17 protein-coding genes are annotated in these 19,012 nt (G+C 69.7%); 15 read left to right on the top strand and 2 right to left on the bottom strand.

Annotated elements, in window-relative coordinates:
- Positions 1-74: 74 nt before the first annotated feature.
- The 9 genes from FB467_RS13560 to gdhA all read left to right on the top strand — a co-directional run bounded on the left by FB467_RS13560 (position 75) and on the right by gdhA (position 10,108).
- The gene (locus tag FB467_RS13560) at positions 75-1,322 is read left to right on the top strand and encodes an ABC transporter substrate-binding protein (RefSeq protein WP_141786669.1); all 1,248 of its coding nucleotides are present in this window, start codon (positions 75-77) and stop codon (positions 1,320-1,322) included.
- A 12-nt stretch (positions 1,323-1,334) separates the two neighbouring features.
- Positions 1,335-2,306 carry a carbohydrate ABC transporter permease gene (locus tag FB467_RS13555; protein ID WP_141786668.1) on the top strand — a complete coding sequence of 324 codons (972 nt, stop codon included), beginning with the start codon at positions 1,335-1,337 and terminating at the stop codon, positions 2,304-2,306.
- 29 nt (positions 2,307-2,335) lie between these two features.
- Positions 2,336-3,202: a carbohydrate ABC transporter permease gene (locus FB467_RS13550; protein ID WP_228393195.1), complete on the top strand. Its 867-nt coding sequence runs from the start codon at positions 2,336-2,338 to the stop codon at positions 3,200-3,202.
- Positions 3,199-4,611 (top strand): GH1 family beta-glucosidase, encoded by a 1,413-nt coding sequence (locus FB467_RS13545; RefSeq protein WP_141785575.1) that lies wholly within the window; start codon positions 3,199-3,201, stop codon positions 4,609-4,611. The genes FB467_RS13550 and FB467_RS13545 overlap by 4 nt, the downstream gene beginning before the upstream one ends.
- 66 nt (positions 4,612-4,677) lie before the next feature.
- Entirely contained in the window at positions 4,678-5,685 is a 1,008-nt protein-coding gene (locus tag FB467_RS13540) for a LacI family DNA-binding transcriptional regulator (RefSeq protein WP_141785574.1), read from the top strand.
- Between the two features lie 83 nt (positions 5,686-5,768).
- Positions 5,769-6,311: a hypothetical protein gene (locus tag FB467_RS18785; protein WP_141785573.1), complete on the top strand. Its 543-nt coding sequence runs from the start codon at positions 5,769-5,771 to the stop codon at positions 6,309-6,311.
- A 29-nt stretch (positions 6,312-6,340) separates the two neighbouring features.
- Complete coding sequence (locus FB467_RS13530) at positions 6,341-8,185, top strand: Type 1 glutamine amidotransferase-like domain-containing protein (protein WP_141785572.1); 1,845 nt, start codon at positions 6,341-6,343, stop codon at positions 8,183-8,185.
- A gap of 93 nt (positions 8,186-8,278) precedes the next feature.
- A complete protein-coding gene (locus FB467_RS18530; RefSeq protein WP_153390214.1) occupies positions 8,279-8,677 on the top strand; it encodes a hypothetical protein in 399 nt (132 codons plus the stop codon).
- Between the two features lie 84 nt (positions 8,678-8,761).
- The gene (gdhA, locus tag FB467_RS13520; protein ID WP_141785571.1) at positions 8,762-10,108 is read left to right on the top strand and encodes an NADP-specific glutamate dehydrogenase; all 1,347 of its coding nucleotides are present in this window, start codon (positions 8,762-8,764) and stop codon (positions 10,106-10,108) included.
- Positions 10,109-10,169: 61 nt separating this feature from the next.
- Here the strand turns inward: gdhA and FB467_RS13515 are convergent, their stop codons facing one another.
- A complete protein-coding gene (locus FB467_RS13515; protein ID WP_141785570.1) occupies positions 10,170-10,538 on the bottom strand; it encodes a hypothetical protein in 369 nt (122 codons plus the stop codon).
- Between the two features lie 49 nt (positions 10,539-10,587).
- Between FB467_RS13515 and FB467_RS19345 the strand changes: the two genes are divergently transcribed.
- Positions 10,588-11,109, top strand: a complete 522-nt coding sequence (locus tag FB467_RS19345) for a helix-turn-helix domain-containing protein (protein ID WP_141785569.1) — start codon at positions 10,588-10,590, stop codon at positions 11,107-11,109.
- A gap of 203 nt (positions 11,110-11,312) precedes the next feature.
- Positions 11,313-13,403 carry a PhoX family protein gene (locus FB467_RS13505; RefSeq protein ID WP_141785568.1) on the top strand — a complete coding sequence of 697 codons (2,091 nt, stop codon included), beginning with the start codon at positions 11,313-11,315 and terminating at the stop codon, positions 13,401-13,403.
- Between the two features lie 10 nt (positions 13,404-13,413).
- Here the strand turns inward: FB467_RS13505 and FB467_RS13500 are convergent, their stop codons facing one another.
- Positions 13,414-15,033 carry an ABC-F family ATP-binding cassette domain-containing protein gene (locus tag FB467_RS13500; protein ID WP_141785567.1) on the bottom strand — a complete coding sequence of 540 codons (1,620 nt, stop codon included), beginning with the start codon at positions 15,031-15,033 and terminating at the stop codon, positions 13,414-13,416.
- A 323-nt stretch (positions 15,034-15,356) separates the two neighbouring features.
- On the opposite strand from FB467_RS13500, the gene FB467_RS13495 reads away from it, so the two are divergent.
- The 4 genes from FB467_RS13495 to FB467_RS13480 are packed head-to-tail and all read left to right on the top strand — an operon-like array spanning position 15,357 to position 19,003.
- Entirely contained in the window at positions 15,357-17,057 is a 1,701-nt protein-coding gene (locus FB467_RS13495) for a carbon starvation CstA family protein (protein WP_141785566.1), read from the top strand.
- 23 nt (positions 17,058-17,080) lie between these two features.
- Complete coding sequence (locus FB467_RS13490; protein ID WP_228393183.1) at positions 17,081-17,311, top strand: cory-CC-star protein; 231 nt, start codon at positions 17,081-17,083, stop codon at positions 17,309-17,311.
- A complete protein-coding gene (locus FB467_RS13485) occupies positions 17,302-18,333 on the top strand; it encodes an ArsA family ATPase (protein WP_141785564.1) in 1,032 nt (343 codons plus the stop codon). The genes FB467_RS13490 and FB467_RS13485 overlap by 10 nt, the downstream gene beginning before the upstream one ends.
- A gap of 46 nt (positions 18,334-18,379) precedes the next feature.
- Entirely contained in the window at positions 18,380-19,003 is a 624-nt protein-coding gene (locus FB467_RS13480) for a TetR/AcrR family transcriptional regulator (RefSeq protein WP_170230724.1), read from the top strand.
- Positions 19,004-19,012 lie beyond the last annotated feature (9 nt).

Genomic DNA, 19,012 nt, shown 5'->3' with positions numbered 1-19,012 from the left:
CAAGGGAGTTACCCGTGCAACGCACCCGGCGCACACTGACCTCGGCGGCCGGCATCGCCGCCCTCACCCTCGGCATGGCCGCCTGTGGCGGAGACGACGGGGGTGAGGAGGGCACCGGAGGCGCCGGCGGGAACGGCGAGGTCGGTGCCGAGCCGGTGACCCTCTCGGTCGCCACCTTCAACGAGTTCGGCTACGAGGAACTCTTCACCGAGTACGAGTCGCTGCACGACAACGTGACCATCGAGCACGTCAAGGCCGACACCGCGGACAACGCCCGCGACGCCCTGCGCAACAGCCTGGGCGCCGACTCCGGGGCCTCCGACATCGAGGCTGTGGAGGTCGACTGGTTGGTGGAGTTCATGCAGTACCCCGACAAGTTCGCCGACCTGTCCGACCCCTCCGTCGACGGGCGCTGGCAGGACTGGAAGGTGGCTGCCGCCACCACCGAGGACGGCAAGCTGGTGGGCTACGGCACGGACAACGGCCCCGAGGCGATCTGCTACCGCGCCGACCTGTTCGAGGAGGCCGGGCTCCCCTCGGACCGCGAGGAGGTGGCCACCCTCCTCGAGGGTGACTGGCAGCACTACTTCGACGTCGGCAAGGACTTCGTCGCGTCCTCGGACGCGGCGTGGTTCGACTCGGCGAACGCCACCTGGCAGGGCATGATCAACCAGGTCGAGGTCGCCTACCAGGACGAGGCCGGCGAGATCATCGCCACCACCAACCCCGAGGTCAGGGAGCTCTACGACCAGGTGTTGACCGCGTCGGTGGACGACGAGCTCTCCGCCGGCCTGGGGCAGTGGAGCCCGGACTGGGCCAACGGCTTCCAGGAGTCCTCCTTCGCCACCATGCTCTGCCCGGGCTGGATGCTGGGTGTGGTCGAGGGCAACGCCTCCGGTATCGAGGGGTGGGACGTGGCCAACGTCTTCCCCGGCGGTGGCGGCAACTGGGGCGGGTCCTACCTGACGGTGCCCGCCCAGGGTGACCACGTGGCCGAGGCCACGGCGCTGGCCAACTGGCTGACCGCGCCCGAGCAGCAGGTCAAGGCGTTCGAGGCCAAGGGCACCTTCCCCAGCCAGGTCGAGGCGCTGGAGTCCGAGGAGCTGCTCAGCTCCACCAACGCCTTCTTCAACGATGCCCCCACCGGCGAGATCTTCGCCGAGCGGGCCAAGGCGATCACCTTCCAGCCCTACAAGGGCCCGGACTACTTCTCGATCAACACCGCCCTCCAGGACGCGCTCACCCGGGTGGACGTGGACGGCACCGACGACGCCCAGTCCTCCTGGGACAAGTTCGTCTCCGACGTGGAGGCGTTGGGCTGATCCGTGGCCACCATGACCCGGCTCCGCCCCCCGGTGGAGCACGCTGACCGGCTCCCGCGGCCGCCGCGCCGTATCGGCCTCGGGAGCCGGCTCAGCCGGTGGGACGTCAAGCTCTCGCCCTACCTGTACATCTCCCCGTTCTTCCTGCTGTTCTTCGTGACCGGCCTGTTCCCGCTGGTCTACACCGGCTGGGTCGCCGTGCACGACTGGGACCTGATCATGGGGCAGGGCGAGTTCGTCGGCACCAAGAACTTCGTCGAGGTGCTCACCGGCCGGGACTTCTGGACCGCGCTGACCAACACGTTCAGCATCTTCCTGTTGTCCTCGGTCCCACAGGTCTTCGCGGCCATCGTGATCGCGGCGGCGCTGGACACGAACCTGCGGGCCAAGACCTTCTGGCGGATGGGTGTGCTGCTTCCGTATGTCGTGGCGCCGGTGGCCGTCGCGCTGATCTTCTCCAACCTGTTCGCCGACAAGTTCGGGTTGATCAACAGCGCGCTCGGCGTGCTCGGGATCGACCCGGTCGGCTGGCACTCCCAGCGCCTGCCCAGCCACCTGGCCATCGCCACGATGGTCAACTTCCGCTGGACCGGCTACAACGCCCTGATCTTCCTCGCGGCGATGCAGGCGGTGCCGCGGGACCTGTACGAACAGGCCGCCATCGACGGGGCCGGCCGGGTCCGGCAGTTCTGGTCGGTGACCGTGCCGATGCTGCGGCCCACGATCATCTTCGTGGTGATCACCTCGACCATCGGGGGTCTGCAGATCTTCGACGAGGCACGCATGTACGACCAGTTCGGCCGGGGCGGTGCCGACGGGCAGTGGCAGACGCTGACCGTCTACCTGTACGAACTGGGCTGGACCCGCTCCAACTTCGGCCGGGCCTCGGCCGTGGCGGTCCTGCTCTTCTTGATCATCGTCCTCGTCGGGCTGCTCAACTTCTGGATCACCCGACGCATCGCGTCCTCGGAGGTGAAGCGGTGAGTGCACAGCCACCGGCCGCCCCGACCGGCCTGCAGGTCGGCGCCGTCGAGAGACCGCGTCGCAGGTCCTCGGGAGCGGGACAGGGACGCCCCGGGAAGCTGGTCTACGGACTGCTGGCCGCGGTGCTCCTGGGCTCGATGTTCCCGCTGTGGTGGTCCTTCCTGGTCGCCAGCCACGACTCGACCGTGCTGTCCCGGCAGACCTTCCCGATCCTGCCCGGCGGCAACTTCCTGCAGAACGCCGCCACGGTCATCGACACGGTCGAGTTCTGGCGGGCCACCCGGAACTCGATCGTGGTGTCCACCGTCGTCTCGGCATCCGTCGTCTTCTTCGCCACGCTGGCCGGCTACGCCTTCGCCAAGCTGAGGTTCCGTGGCTCGCGACCGCTGCTGGTCTTCGTCATCGCCACCATGGCGGTGCCGACCCAGCTGGGCGTGGTCCCGCTCTACCAGGTGATGGCCAAGCTCGGCTGGACCGGCGAACTGGTCGCCGTCATCGTCCCCGGCCTGGTCACCGCCTTCGGGGTGTTCTGGATGACCCAGTACCTGAGCCAGGCCGTGCCCGACGAACTCATCGAGGCCGCCCGCGTCGACGGCTGCAGCATGCTGCGCACCTTCTGGCACGTGGGCCTGGTGGCCGCGCGGCCGGCCGCCGCGATGCTCGGTCTGTTCACCTTCGTGGCGACCTGGACCAACTTCTTCTGGCCGTTCATCATCCTGGGCCCGCAGGACCCGACCCTGCCCGTGGCCCTGCAGCAGCTGCAGGCCGCCCACTGGGTGGACTACTCCCTCGTCCTGGCCGGCGCGCTGCTGGCCACCATCCCGCTGTTGATCCTGTTCGTCGTCGCCGGCCGCCAACTGGTGTCCGGCATCATGCAAGGAGCCGTCAAGCAATGAGCACCCCCAAGCAGTTCCCCGACGGTTTCCTGTGGGGCTCGGCCACCGCCTCGTACCAGATCGAGGGCGCGGCCCGCGAGGACGGCAGGGGCTGCTGCATCTGGGGCACCTACTCCCGCACGCCCGGCAAGGTGCACGCCGGGCACACCGGGCAGGTCGCCTGCGACCACTACCACCGGTATGCCGAGGACGTGCGCCTGATGCGGGACCTGAACCTGCAGTCCTACCGGTTCTCCACCTCGTGGGCCCGGGTGATGCCGGACGGCAGGTCGATCAACCGGGCCGGGCTGGACTTCTACTCCCGGCTGACCGACGAGCTCCTCGAGCAGGGGGTCGTGCCGTGGCTGACCCTCTACCACTGGGACCTGCCGCAGGCGCTGGAGGACCAGGGCGGGTGGCCGAGCCGGGACGTGGCCCACCGGTTCGCCGACTACGCCGAGGCGGTGCACGAGGCACTCGGTGACCGGATCCACTACTGGACCACGCTCAACGAGCCCTGGTGCAGCGCCTTCCTCGGGTATGCCGCGGGCCGGCACGCCCCGGGCCGCACCGACGGGCCGGACGCGCTCCGGGCCGCACACCACCTGCTGCTCGGGCACGGCCTCGCGCTGCAGGTGCTGCGCTCCCGGGATCCGGAACTGGAGCTAGGGATCACGCTCAACTTCGCCGACGTCACCCCGGCCGACCCGGGCGACCCGGGCGACCGCGACGCCGCGCGCCGGATCGACGGCATGAGCAACCGGTTCTTCATCGAGCCGCTGCTCCGGGGCGGATACCCCGCCGACGTCCTGGACGACCTGCGCGCCGTCTGGCCCGAGGACCTGGTCCGGGACGGCGACCTGGACCTGATCAGCGGCCGGATGGACATGCTGGGCGTCAACTACTACTCCGGGAACACGGTCACCGGCGTCCCGCCCGAGCTGGCTCACGAGGCCGCCGACGCGGCCCGGGCGCTGGGGAGACCGACCGAGCACGTCGGCTCCGAGCACGTGGGCTTCGTGCCCCAGGACGTGCCGCACACCGCCATGGGCTGGGAGGTCCGGCCGCACGGACTGACCGACCTGCTGGTGCGGCTGGACCGCGACTACACGGGCCCCGCGAGCACCGATCTCTACGTCACCGAGAACGGAGCGGCCTACGACGACGTGCCGGACGACGACGGCTTCGTCGAGGACACCGACCGGCTGGCCTACGTCGCCGACCACCTGGCCGCCGTGCACGCGGCGATCGAGCAGGGCGCGACCGTCCGGGGCTACTTCCTGTGGTCCCTGCTGGACAACTTCGAGTGGGCCTACGGCTACGACAAACGGTTCGGCATCGTGCGGGTGGACTACGACACCCTCGAGCGGACCCCCAAGGCCAGCGCCCAGTGGTACGCCGGGGTGGCAGGATCTAACCGGCTGCCCTGAGGGCGCCACCGCGGGCGCGCGCCAGCGCGCGAGGGCAGGGAACACGAGATCGGAACGGAGGACCCGATGGCAGCCAAGAGTGTGCCGACCCTGGAGGACGTCGCCACCAGGGCGGGCGTCTCCCGGGCCACCGCGTCGCGCGTGATCAACGCCGACCCGCGGGTGCGCGAGGCGGCCCGGGTCGCCGTCCAGGCCGCCGTCGACGCCCTGGGCTACCGGCCCAACCGGGCGGCCCGCTCACTGGTCAAGCGCGGCCCGGACTCGATCGCCGTCGTGGTGCCGGAATCCGACGAGCGGGTGTTCTCCGACCCCTTCTTCTCCGGCACCCTCCGCGGGGTGACCCAGGCCCTGGCCAGCACGCCCCTCCAGGTGGTGCTGGTGATGGGGGAGGCCGGCGACGACGACGGCCGGATGGGGCGCTACCTGCGGGGTGGGCACACCGACGGCGCGATCGTGGTGAGCCACCACCAGGACGACAACCTGTGGCGCGTGCTGGAGCAGACCCAGCTGCCATCGGTCTTCCTCGGCCGCCCCTACTCCGAGCAGGCCACGATGCCCTACGTCGACGTCGACAACGCGGCCGGGGCCCGGCTGGCCACCGAGCACCTGCTCGCCCGCGGGTGCCGGACGATCGGCACCATCACCGGCCCACCCGACATGAGCGCGGGGCGGGACCGGTTGCGCGGCTGGGAGGAGGTGCTGCGGGAGGCCGGTCGCCCCACGGACCTGGTCGAGTCCGGCGACTTCACGGCCGCCGGTGGCGCCGCCGCGATGCACCGCCTGCTGGAGCGGTCCCCGGACCTGGACGGGGTGTTCGTCGCCTCCGACCTGATGGCCGTCTCCGCGATCGGGGAGCTGTCCACCCTCGGGCGCGAGGTGCCCGGCGACGTCGCGGTCGTCGGCTACGACGACTCGCCGGCCGCGACGTTGAGCCGGCCGGGCCTGACCACGGTCGTCAACCCGGTCTCGCAGATGGCCGGCCGGGCCGTCGCGCTGCTGCTGCGGCTGATGGCGGGGGAGGACGCCGAGCCGGAGGTGCTCTCCACCCGCCTGGTGGTCCGGGAGTCCGCCTGACCGGCGGTGTGGCCCGCGGGGGCCACGGCCGGATAGGTTGGGACGACGCGGTCGCCGGGACCGTGGTCCACGGGAGGGGTGTCGTGCAGGACGGGACGAACGGCCAGCCGCCGGAGCCGGGGGAGTACATCGGCAAGCACATCGTGCCCGGTGCCTACGGTCCGCTGGTCACGCCTGCCGACCACGGCCGGGTGTGGAACCCGGGACCGCCCGCCGCCCCGCCGGACCAGGGCAGCCCGACCGGCCAGCCGTATCCGACCGGCCAGCCGTATCAGCCCGCGCCGTGGGACCAGCCGGGTCCCCAGGCGCACCCCTACCCCGATCCCTGGCGGCCGGCATACGGCGGTCCGTCCGCGGGGGTGGCCCCGAAGAACCCGGTCCTGGCCATGCTGCTCTCCTTCTTCATCCCGGGACTGGGCACCATCGTCAACGGGGAGACCGTCAAGGGCGTGGTCATCCTGGTGGCCTACGCGCTCTCCGTCGTGTCGACCTTCGCCCTGATGTTCGTGCTGGTGGGACTCGCGTTCGTGCCGGTGACCCTGGGGATCTGGGTGTTCGGTCTCATCGACGCCTATCGTGGGGCCTCCAAGTTCAACGCCGCACACGGCCTGGTCTCACCCTGGTAGCAATCCGTCGCGTGCCCGAGGAGGCCCACGTGTCCCGTCGTCCGTTCCGCCCGCTCGCCCTCGCCTGCTGTCTGGGGCTGGTGGCCCCGCTGTCCGCGCTCCCGGCGGCCGGTGCCGACCCCGAGGCGCCGGAGACCCTGGCGCCGATCGGTGGCGGGTACGAGCCGGAGGCCATGCAGTCCTTCACCGCCCGGGTCGCCGACCAGGCCACCGGGGAGACGGTCGACATCTTCGTGGTGCCCTCCAGCTACGGCGACGCCCCGGAGGACCGGGAGGAGAACCTGGAGCTCGCCCAGGAGCGCACCGAGGAGGTCGAGGACCACTGCGAGGCGGTCGTCGATCTGGACAGTTTCCCGGGCGGGTGCGAGGCGACCCTGCTGGTCCTGTTGGACCGGGCCGACGCGATGGACCCGGCCAACTCCGTCGCCGTCATCGACTCCGACGCCGACGGGGTCTTCGTGCTCGGCGGTGACCAGGTGCTGGCGATGCAGGTGCTCGCCAACAGCCCGGCTGAGACGCACCTGGAGCAGGCCTTCGAGGGCGGAGTCGTACTGGGCGGGACCAGCGCGGGCAACGCGGTGGAGTCGGTGTCCATGGGCGCCGGCTACAGCGAGGACGGCTGGCCGTGGAACGCGCTGGAGCGGGACAAGACCATCATCTACTGGGGGGACGACCCGGCCTCGGACGAACGGGGGCTGGCCTTCGGGTCGCAGGAGATCATCCTGGACCAGCACTTCTACCAGCGCGGACGGTTCGGTCGGCTGCTGAACTGGACCGCCATGTCCGCCGAGCGGTACGGCGGCGCCGGCAAGCTCGGGGTCGGCGTCGACTGGGCCACCGGGGTGGTCATCGAGGACGACCGCACCGTCACCGACCCGTTCGGGAACAGCTCCAGCGCGGTCCTCGACCTGAGCCACGCCGACGAGCCGGACTGGGTCGGCCTGGCCGACACCCTGTCGGTCCGCGGCGTGCTGACCCACCTGCTCGCACCCGGTGCCGGGATGTCGTATGACGTGCCGGGCCGGACCGCTGCCATGTCCGGTGAGCCCGTGGCGGCCCCCGAGCGGGGGACGCAGCCGGCGCTGCACCGCCGGGTCGGCGGACCGCTCTACCTGGGCGGCGGGATGAACGACGACGGGGACTCGGCGGCCCTGACCGGGTTCGTCGACGCGCTCCGGACCCGCGGGTCCGGACACACTGACGTGGTCCTCGTCGCGGCGGGTTACGAGGACGTGCTGCAGGCCCAGACGGCCGCGGCCGACTACGGCAGCGCCCTGGCCGACGCGGGCTGGGACGGACCCGTTCGGGTGCTGGTGCAGGGCCAGGACCCGCTCCCGGCCAGCGCCTTCGCGCGGGCGGTGGGCGTCGTCTTTATCGGCGGCGACCAGTCGCTGATGGCGCTGGCCGTGGCCGACCGCGGCTACGCCGACGCGGTGCGCAAGTCGGTCCAGCGGCCGACGCCGGTGCTCACCGACGGTGCCGCCACCGCGGTGCTCGGGGCGCACTACGTGGCGAACCCCACCCCCGGCGACGACTACGAGGACGTCGCGATCGCCGAGTTCCGGGCGGACGGCAACGACGTCGTGGAGGGGCTCGGGGTGCTGCCCGGCATCAGCCTGGAGCCCACCCTGACCTACGACTACCGGTGGGGTCGGCTCTACGGGGCGGCCGCCGCGCACCCACAGGAGCGTGCGGTCGGCATCAGCGAGCTCACCGCGCTGCGGCTCGACCGGTCCGGCAGCGAGGTGGTCGGGGAACGCTCGGTCATCGTGCTCGACGGGTCCACCGCCGACTGGGGCGTCGGGAGCAACGGGGCACGCGCCGCCGTCAACGTCTGGCTGGACGCCTACGGTCCGGGAGACTCCGTGGCGTAAGCCGTTGTGCCGGCATGTATCAGGACCGCCCGGAGGTGCTCCTGTCCTCGACAACCGATCCGCACGGCCGCGCCGTGCCACCGAGAGGACACCATGACCGAGCACGAGCACACCGCCTCCCGGGGCGCCTGGGAGCACACCTACGAGTCGTCCCCCGCCCCCGCCTACCCGCTCACCCCGCGGCCGGACGGTCCGCCCGCCCCGCTGGGCGCGGCCGACGGCCCGGTCCGGGTGGAGGCCAAGAACCCGGTGATCTCGCTGGTGGCCTCCTTCTTCGTGCCGGGGCTGGGCAGCTTCCTCAACGGTGACACCGAGCGCGGGATAGTGATCTTCGCCGCATATGTGGCGAGCTGGATCGGCTACGCGCTCCTCGTCTGGGTGCTGGTGGGGTTCCTCTTCTTGCCTGTCGCACTGGGGATCTGGGGATACGGCATGTACCACGCCTATCGTGGGGCGGAGGCCTGGAACGCGCGCCACGGGGTCCTCGTGTAGGGGCCGGGTGTCCCGATGGATGCATAATCATGCCCGGGAGTGGATAGTCTTACCTCTCCGCCACTACGCCCGGGAGGAAACTTCATGCACCAGCTCGACCCCACGCTGGAGCCGATCTACGAACAGGTTCTGCAGCGCAACCCCGGAGAGGACGAGTTCCACCAGGCGGTCCTGGAGGTCCTGGACACGCTCGGGCCCGTCGTGGCCAAGCACACGGCATACAAGGATGCCCGGGTGATCGAGCGCATCTGCGAGCCGGAGCGGCAGATCATCTTCCGGGTCCCGTGGGTCGACGACAACGGTGACGTCCAGATCAACCGCGGGTTCCGGGTCGAGTTCAACTCGGTGCTCGGGCCCTACAAGGGCGGGCTGCGGTTCCACCCCTCGGTGCTGCTGGGCACGGTGAAGTTCCTCGGCTTCGAGCAGATCTTCAAGAACGCCCTGACCGGGCTGCCGATCGGTGGCGGCAAGGGCGGCTCGGACTTCGACCCGAAGGGGCGGTCCGACCAGGAGGTCATGCGGTTCTGCCAGTCGTTCATGACCGAGCTCTACCGGCACCTCGGGGAGTACACCGACGTCCCGGCCGGTGACATCGGGGTCGGCGGCCGCGAGCTAGGCTACCTGTTCGGGCAGTACAAGCGGATCACCAACCGCTACGAGTCCGCGGTGCTCACCGGCAAGGGCCTGGGCTGGGGCGGCTCGATGGTCCGCAAGGAGGCCACCGGCTACGGCACCGTCTACTTCGTCGACGAGATGCTGAAGACCGTCAACGGGTCCTTCGACGGCAAGAAGGTCGTCGTGTCCGGGTCCGGCAACGTGGCGATCTACGCGATCGAGAAGGTGCACCAGCTCGGTGGCACGGTCGTGGCCTGCTCTGACTCCGGTGGCTACGTCGTGGACGAGGCCGGTCTCGACGTCGAGCTGCTCAAGGAGATCAAGGAGGTCCGGCGCGGTCGGGTCAGCGACTACGCGCAGCAGCGACCCGGTGCCCGGCACATCGCCGACGGCTCGATCTGGGACGTGCCCTGCCAGGTGGCGCTGCCGTGCGCCACGCAGAACGAGCTCGACGAGCAGGAGGCCAAGGCCCTGGTCACCAACGGCTGCCTCGTGGTCGGCGAGGGCGCCAACATGCCGACCACGCCGGCGGCGCTGCGGGTCTTCCAGGACGCCGGGGTGCTGTTCGGCCCGGGCAAGGCGGTGAACGCCGGTGGCGTCGCCACGTCCGCGCTGGAGATGCAGCAGAACGCCTCCCGGGACTCCTGGACCTTCGAGCACACCGAGCAGCGGCTGGCCGAGATCATGCGCGGCATCCACGAGCGGTGTGCCGAGGCGGCCGACGAGTACGGCGTGCCGGGCAACTACGTGGTCGGCGCGAACGCCACCGCGTTCGTCCAGGTCGCGGACGCGATGTTGGCGCTCGGCGTCATCTGACGGGCCTGCCGTGGCGGCCCTTCACGCATGACTTGGCCGGATCCCCTGACCGCGAGACGAGTCACGACGACACGCCTCGGGCGCGATCCAGCGCGGTGGCCAGGGCCGGCGCCTCGGGCGTGCTGAGCAGCAGCTCGTCGTAGGTCTGCTGCGACAGACGGATGCGCAGCAGTGGCCGCCCGCGACGCATGGTCACCAGACGTCGCGTGCCGTCCGGGTGTCGGAAGGTGGCCAGCTTGAGATAGCCGGAGACGACCAGCCCCTTGCGAATCCCGAGCACCTGCGAGGTCCAACCGGGCTCGGCGCTGACCGTAGTCACGGCCGCGAACGGCACCTCCAGCGGCCTGCGGCGCAGCATCATCAGACGCTCGAACGCGGAGAAGGTGACGCGGAGCACGGACCGTTCGCGGTCCAGTTCGATCGATGGCATGAGTTAACGATATCAATGTTGAGAATAATCGCAACTGACATAATGGCGTATGGCTGAAATCCGCATTCTCGACGTTGTGGGGCACCCGGTCCGGTTGCGCATCCTGCACGAGGTGGCCGACCGGGAGCGCACCACGGCACAGTTGCGCGAGGCGCTGCCCGATGTCACCCCCGCCACGCTCTACCGGCACGTCGGTGCGCTGCTGGACGCCGGCGTGCTCACGGTCGTGGCCGAGCGGAAGGTCCGGGGAGCGACCGAGCGAACCCTGGCCGCGGGGCCGCGGGACGCGCATGCGGACCTTGCCGATCTCGAGGCGCTGGGGGCCGGGGGGCTTCGTCAGATCTTCCTCACCCTCCTGGCGCACCTGAGCGGGCAGATGGACCGCTTCCTCCAGGGGGCGGACCCGGACCTGCTCCGCCTGTCGGGGGCGTCCCAGACGGTCCTCCATGTCGACCTGGACGATCTCGCCGCCCTCCAGCAGGAGATGTCGGCCCTCTTGACGAGATACCGCGAGCCAGGGCCAGACAAGCACCGGGTGACCCTCACGAGCGTGCTGGTGCCAGACCCCTGAGTCGATCAGCAGGTCGGGGCGGGGTGCCGAATTGGGGCACGCCGCCGCGCAGAAAATCACGACCTGCGGGCTTGGAGAACACCAGAGATCCACGCCAACGGTCGGTCACCAGAATGCGTCGCAGTGTTCACACGGGATTAGCCGGAGGGGACCCACGGACTGCCTAGCGTGACGGTCATCCACGACCTCCCGAAGGAGCCCCTATGTCTGTGCTGCCCCCGAAACGCCGTCAGCTGCCCCTGGTCCAGATCGGTGGGCACGGCACCGGCCGGTCCCGGATGACCTGTAAGTACCGCTGCGGCGACGCCTGCTTCCACGACGTCCCGAACAGGTCCGGCAACGCCTACTTCGGGGACATCGCGCAGGAAGCCTTCAGCCGGCGGTCGCTGCTGAAGGCGGGTGCAGTCGTCGCCCTCGTCGCCGCCGGCACCACCCTCGGTGACCCGCAGCGCGTCGCGGCGACCACCGGGGTCCCGACCGGTGGCCGCGTGCCGCCGAAGGGTCCCGGGCCCAAGGGGCTGCGGTTCGCGCCGATCACCCAGCAGACGGGTGACACGGTCGCGGTGCCCAAGGACTACCTCAGCGAGGTCGTCATCTCCTGGGGCGACCCGCTGTGGTCCGACGCGCCGGCGTTCGACCCCCACAACCAGACGGCGGCAGCTCAGCAACGTCAGTTCGGTTACAACAACGATCACACCGGGATCTTGGAGGGTCGGCACTCCGGCACGAAGTCCACGGTGCTGGTGTGCAACCACGAGTACTCGACCGAGCCGATGATGCTGCCCGGCTACGACCCGGAGAATCCCACCCTCGAGCAGGTCGAGATCGGCTGGGCCGCCCACGGGCTGACCGTCGTGGCGGTCGAGCCGTCCGGCCGTCGCGGAGGCAAGAAGGTCGGCCTCAAGCCGATCCTGGACCACGCGTTGAACCGCCGCTTCCACACCCGGACCGAGTTCGAACTCACCGGGCCGGTCGCCGGGTCGCGCTACGTGCAGACCACCGCGGACCGGCGGGGCAGAACCGTGCTGGGCACCCTGAATAACTGCGCCGGCGGCGTCACGCCGTGGGGCACGTGGCTGACGGCGGAGGAGAACTTCAACCAGTACTTCGCCAACGCCGACGGCGTCTCCGACCCGGTGGTGCGGGAGCGACTGGCCCGCTACGGGCTCCCGGGCGGTGCCTCCGAACGCCGTTGGGAGGACTTCGACGACCGGTTCGATCTGACCAAGGAGCCGAACGAGGTGAACCGGTTCGGCTGGATCGTCGAGGTCGATCCGTTCGACCCCACCTCCACCCCGAAGAAGCGCACCGCCCTCGGCCGGTTCAAGCACGAGGCCGCCACCATCCGGATCAGCGACGAGGGTTATGCCGTGGCCTACATGGGCGACGACGAGCGGTTCGATTACCTCTACAAGTTCGTCTCGAGCCGCAAGTACCGGGAGAACGACCCCCAGCACAACGCCCACCTGCTGGAGGACGGCACGCTCTATGTCGCGCGGTTCACCGGCGACTCGCCGCCCGAGGAGATCGACGGCTCCGGTGCGGTACCGTCCGACGGCGAGTTTGACGGCTCCGGTGAGTGGATCAAGCTGGTCAGTGGGCCCCGCTCCTTCGTCCCCGGCATGTCGGCCGAGGAGGTGCTGCTGTTCACCCGGCAGGCCGGCGACATCGTCGGCGCCACCAAGATGGACCGTCCCGAGGACGTCGAGCCGAGCCCGGTGACCGGCAAGGTGTACATGGCGCTGACCAACAACACCGCCCGCACCAACGAACAGGCGGATGAGGCCAACCCTCGCGGCGACAACAAGCACGGACACGTCATGGAGCTCACCGAGGCCGGGGATGACGCCGCAGCCACGAGCTTCGGCTGGAAGGTCCTGTTGCTCTGCGGCGATCCGGACGATCCGAGCACCTACTTCGCCGGGTTCGACAAGAGCGAGGTCTCGCCGATCTCCTGCCCCGACAACGTGGCATTCGACCGGCACGGCAACCTGTGGATCAGCACCGACGGTCAGCCCGGCACCCTGGGCACGAACGACGCGCTCTACGGCGTTCCAGTGGAGGGGGAGTACCGGGGCTGGGTCCGCCAGTTCCTCGCCGTGCCCGGCGGCGGCGAGACCTGCGGCCCGATCGTCCAGGACCGCATGGTCCTCGTCGCGGTCCAACACCCGGGTGAGTTCAGCGAGGCCTCGTTCGAGAACCCGCTGTCGCACTGGCCGGACGGCGGGACATCGATCCCGCGCCCCTCGATCGTCGTCGCTTACCGCCGGGATGGCGGCAAGATCGGCGACTGACGCGGGCGGGTCACACGTCGCCGGTCTCCTGGCCGAGGTCGAAGGTCCGGGTGATCCCGATCTCGGCCAGGAACCGCTCGTCGTGGCTGGCGACCAGCAGCGCCCCGCGGTACTGGGACAGCGCCGACACGAGCTGTTCCACGCTGAGCAGGTCCAGGTTGTTCGTGGGCTCGTCCAGGACCAACAACTGTGGGGTGGGCTCAGCCAACAGCAGCGCCGCCAGTGTGGCGCGGAAACGCTCGCCACCCGAGAGGGTACTCACGGTCCGTTCTGCGTCGCCGCCGCGGATCCGGAACCGGGCCAGCGCGGCCCGCAGCGCGTTCGTCTCGGCCTGCGGCGCGAACCGTGCCAGGTTCGCCACGAGGCTCAGCTCGTCGTCCAGGACGTCGAGCCGCTGCGGCAGCAGTCGGCTGGGCACGCGTAGGTCCACTGTGCCGGACCGCGGCGGGATGTCGCCGGTGATCGTGTGCAGCAGGGTCGTCTTGCCGGACCCGTTCGGTCCGGTCAGGGCCACCCGCTCGGGACCACGTAGGTGCAGGTCCACGGTCCGTCCGTGACGCAGCACAAGGTCCGTCAACACGAGGACGTCACGGCCGGCAGGCACTCGGGAGCCCGGCAGGTCGACCCGGATCTCGGCGTCCTCCCGGAGCCGTGACTCGGCCCGGTCCAGGCGTTCCCGGGCACGGGCCACGTCCCCGGTGTGCTGATCGGTCAGCCGCGCGGCCGACACCTGCGCGGCGCGCTTGAGGTTGCCGGCCACGATCGGGGGGACCCGACCCTGCTGCTGCATCTTCTTCCCGTACCGCTTGCGCCGATCCAGCTTGGTCTGCGTCTCGACCAGCTCGCGCTGCTGCTTGCGGACGTCTGCCTTCGCGGTCCGCACCGCCTGGGCGGCCGCCTCCTGCTCTACCTCGACCTGTTCCCGGTATGCCGTGAATCCGCCGCCGTACCAGGTCACCGAACCGTCGCGCAGGTCGCCGATCTGGTCGACCCGTTCCAGCAGGTCGCGATCGTGGCTGACCACGAGCAGTGCCCCCCGGAAGGCGGCGACCGTCTCGTAGAGCCGCTGGCGAGCGACCCGGTCGAGGTTGTTCGTCGGCTCGTCGAGCAGCAGGACATCGGGTCCCTGGAGGAACAGTCGGGTCAGGCCGAGCTGCACCGTCTCGCCGCCGGACAGTTCGCCTAGGCGCCGGTGCAGCACCCCCGCAGGCAGGCCGAGCCGTGCCAGTTGGGCCTCGGCACGTTCCTCGATGTCCCAGGCGTCACCGATGGTGTCGAAGTGTTCCGGGGAGGCATCACCCGAGGTCACGGCCGCGATGGCGGCCAGGACCGGCCCGATGCCCAGGAACTCGGTGACTGGTTGCGCGGCACGCAGGGCAAGGTCCTGCGGCAGATAGCCGACCTCCCCGGCGGTGGTGATGCTGCCGGCGCTGGGACGCAGAGCGCCGCCGATCAACTTCAACAGGGTCGACTTGCCAGTGCCGTTGGACCCGACCAGCCCGGACCGTCCGGGCGGCACCACCAGGCTCAGGTTGTCGAAGACGACGTCACCGTCGGGCCAGGCAAAGGTCAGCCCACTCGCGGTTATGGAGGCCGTATGGGCAGAAGTGGGTGGAGTGGTCGAAGACATGCGTGCCTCCTGGGGTCGTCGAGATGGCGCAAGGTGAGGGACGACCTCAGATGAGCACGGCAGCCTCGTCAGTAGGGGGCAACGACCACGACAATCGTAGGCGGGCACCACACCTCTGGCAACGGCTTTCAGATCGTCCACCAGGTGGTCGCGCTCGAGCCGGTCTGGATCTGGACCAGGCGATCGGGGTGCTGCACCGATCGTGGCGCGGCTGGGGGAGAAGATCACAAGATCGTCAAGTACGCCCCATCCGTGACATCTGTCACACCAGTCACGGCTACCCTGGTCTGACCCCGAACCCGCCTGACGCCCCGGAGGCCATCGTGAACTCAGTGCTCCTCGCATTCATCGGTGTGGCGATGATCCTGCTGGGATACGCCCTCTACTCCAAGTACCTGGCCAATCGGATCTACCGACTCGAGCCCAACTTCCAGACGCCTGCAAACGAATTGCGCGATGGCGTGGACTACGTGCCCACCAACAAGTACATCCTGTGGGGTCACCACTTCACCTCGGTGGCCGGCGCCGCGCCGATCGTCGGACCCGCGGTGGCCGTGATCTGGGGGTGGCTGCCGGCCTTCCTCTGGGTGACCATCGGCACCGTGTTCTTCGCCGGGATGCATGACTTGGGGGCCCTGTGGGCCTCGGTCCGCAACAAGGGCAAGTCGATGGGCGCGCTATCCAGTCGCTACATCGGTGCCCGCGGCGCGAACCTGTTCCTGGTGGTCATCTTCCTGCTGCTGCTCATGGTCAACGCGGCCTTCGCCGTGGTCATCTCCGGGCTGCTGGTCTCCACTCCCACCGCAGTCATACCGACGTGGGGTGCCATCGCGGTGGCGCTGCTCGTCGGGCAGGCGATCTACCGGTACAAGTGGAACCTCGCGGTCGTGTCCGTGGTCGGTGTCGTCGCGCTGTACAGCCTGATCCTGTTGGGTGACCGCTTCCCGGTCTCGCTGCCCGACACGGTGCTTGGCCTGCCGGCCGCGTCCGCCTGGATCGTCATCCTGTTCCTCTACGCCGCGGTCGCATCGATCCTGCCGGTATGGATGCTGCTGCAGCCGCGCGACTACATCAACGGGCTGCAGTTGTTCATCGGCCTGGGGCTGCTCTACGGCTCTTTCCTGTTTGCTGGCCGGGACCTGGTCGCCCCGGCGTTCAACGACAACGTCCCGGAGGGCACCCCGAGCATCGTGCCGCTGCTGTTCGTCACCATCGCTTGCGGCGCGATCTCCGGCTTCCACGGGATGGTCTCCTCGGGTACCAGCTCCAAGCAACTGGACAAGGAGACCGACGCCCGCTTCGTCGGCTATTTCGGCGCGGTCGGCGAGGGCCTGCTGGCGCTCGGTGCGATTATCGCCACGACGGCCGGGTTCCGCACGCTGGCCGACTGGGAGAATGTCTACGCCGCGTTCAACGACGGCGGTGTGAAGGCCTTCGTCGACGGGGGTGGTGCCCTGATGAACGCCGGTCTCGGCCTCTCGACCTCCCTGAGCGCCACAGTGCTGGCCACCATGGCGGTCCTCTTCGCAGCGACGACGATGGACACAGGGGTACGGCTACAGCGCTTTGTTGTGCAGGAGGCCGGCGACATCATGGGCTTCAGCCTGGGCAAGGTCTCCTCCACGATCGTGGTGGTGGTCGTGGCGCTCGCGTTGACCTTCGGAGCCGGAGCGGACGGATCCGGTGGGCTGCTGATCTGGCCGCTGTTCGGCACCACGAACCAGCTGCTCGCGGGCCTGACGCTGGGAATCCTTGCGGTGATGCTGTTGCGCAAGAAGCGCAACGCCTGGCCGATCGTGCTGCCGATGGTCTTCGTCCTGGTGATGACGGTGTACGCCCTGTTCGTCCAGCTGGGCACCTTCTACAACGACCAGAACTGGCTGCTGCTGGTGCTCGACGTGGTGATCCTGATCGCCGCGGTCTGGGTGATCGTCGAATCGGTGGGCGCCATGAATCGGGCCCGCAAGGGCGAGGACGCCGACGACGAGGAGCTGGAACCCGCCCGGGGCAGCGGTGCCGAGTGAATGGCCGCGGGCGAAAGATTGCCGTGGGGCTGCGGGAGTTCTACTACGCGCCCTACCGGCAGACTTTCGCCCGCGCGCGCCAGGAAGAGGATGACCTGTTCCTCATGCTCGTGCTGTCGGAGGCGCTCGGCGTACCCAACCCGGCCAGCTACTACACGATCGAGTTGCTCCCGGTGATGTATGACCGCGTGCATGACTGGCACACCCGGATGGGGCTCGACCGCTCGCCGCTGGACCAGATCTCGTGCTGCTAGACCTCATCGCGAACCGGGAGGTGCTCTTCGTCGGCGGCAAGGGTGGCGTGGGCAAAACCACCGTCGCCTCCGCACTGGCCCTCTCCGCCGCCCGTGCGGGCCGGCATACCCTCGTGGTGTCCACCGACCCGGCACACAACCTCGGGCACCTGTGGGGCAGGCCGGTGGGTGATGAGCCGGTGCGGCTGGCGGAGGGTCTCGACGGGCTGGAGATCGATCCGCAGCGCACCACCGACGAGCACCTGGCGGCGGTCGGCTCCACCATGCGTCGCCTGATGCCGGAGCGGCTCAGCGGTGAGGTCCGCAAACACCTGGACCTGGCCCGGGATGCGCCCGGCACCCACGAAGCGGCCGTGCTGGAACGGATCGCCGAGACGGTGGAGCAGGCGCAGGGACGCTACGAACTCGTGGTCTTCGACACCGCACCATCCGGGCACACCGCCCGGTTGATGTCGTTGCCGGAGACGATGGCCGCTTGGACCGATGGGCTGCTGCGGCGCCAGGCCCGGTCGGAGAAGTTCGGTGCGGCCCTGCGCGGGCTGGGCGGCGACCGGGACGACCCGGGCGAGGCGATTCTCGGCGACACCCGCGCCGGGACCGGTGAGCCGCGCGACCGGGTCGACCGGCGCGCACGGCGGGATCAGGAGATCCGGCGCGTTCTGGTCCGCCGGCAGCTGCGCTTCGAGGGACTGCGTGAGTTGATCACCGATCCCGCCCGGACAGTCTTCCTGATCGTGCTGACCGCTGAGCGACTGCCCGTCCTCGAGACCGTGGAGCTGCACGAGCAGCTTGCCCGCTCGGGCGTCGCCGTCGGCGCGCTCGTGGTCAACAAGCGCTCACCCTCGGACGAGGGCGAGTTCCTCGCAGCCCGCCGGGAGCAGGAGTCTGCCCATCTGGCGGAGTTGACGCGGGCGCTGCCCGAAGTGCCCCAGGTCGAGCTGCCGCTGCGCGGTGGCGACGTGGTCGGTCCCGAGGCGATCGGCCGGTTCGCCGACGGGTTCGGTGAGGTCCCGAAGAACTGACCGACTGCCCCTCGACAGGAAGCCGGCCAGGGTGCATCCTTGTACAGTGTCAGAACTGCCTAACCGTGATAGGCAAGCCGAACGCCGTGAGGCGACCCGGCTGGAGATCCTCGATGCGGCCTGGGAGGTCGCCCGCGAGGACGGACTAGCAGCCATCACGCTGCGCGCCGTGGCCCGCCGGGTCGGCATGCGTGCACCGTCGCTCTACACGCACGTTGACTCCAAGATGGCGATCTATGACGCCATGTTTGGGCAAGCCTGGGGGCACTGCCTGGACCGGATGCAACGGGCCCACGAGGTGTTGCAGGCGGCTACCGTCAGGGAGGCCCTCCACCCCCGCGACGTGCTGCTGCGGGCGACCCGCGCCTACTTCGACTTCGCCCTCGAAGACCCGGTCCGCCACCAGCTGATGGACCTGCGGACCATCCCGGGGTTCGTCCCCAGCCCCACGGCATACGAGCCGGCCGTAGCCGTGCTCGACCTGATGCGCCAGGTGCTCGCGGACCTGGCAGTCACCCGCGACGAGGACGTCGACCTCGCCACGGCACTGCTCGGCGGGCTGATCAACGCCCAGCTCGCCAACGACCCCGGAGGCGATCGCTGGTCCCGCCAGTTCGACCGCGCGATGGAGATGTATGCGGACGCGGTGGGTCTGCCGCCGCGCGACTGAACCGAGGAC

This window comes from Ornithinicoccus hortensis, from assembly GCF_006716185.1.
Taxonomy (GTDB): domain Bacteria; phylum Actinomycetota; class Actinomycetes; order Actinomycetales; family Dermatophilaceae; genus Ornithinicoccus; species Ornithinicoccus hortensis.
This window is presented reverse-complemented; position numbering and strand designations above follow the sequence as displayed.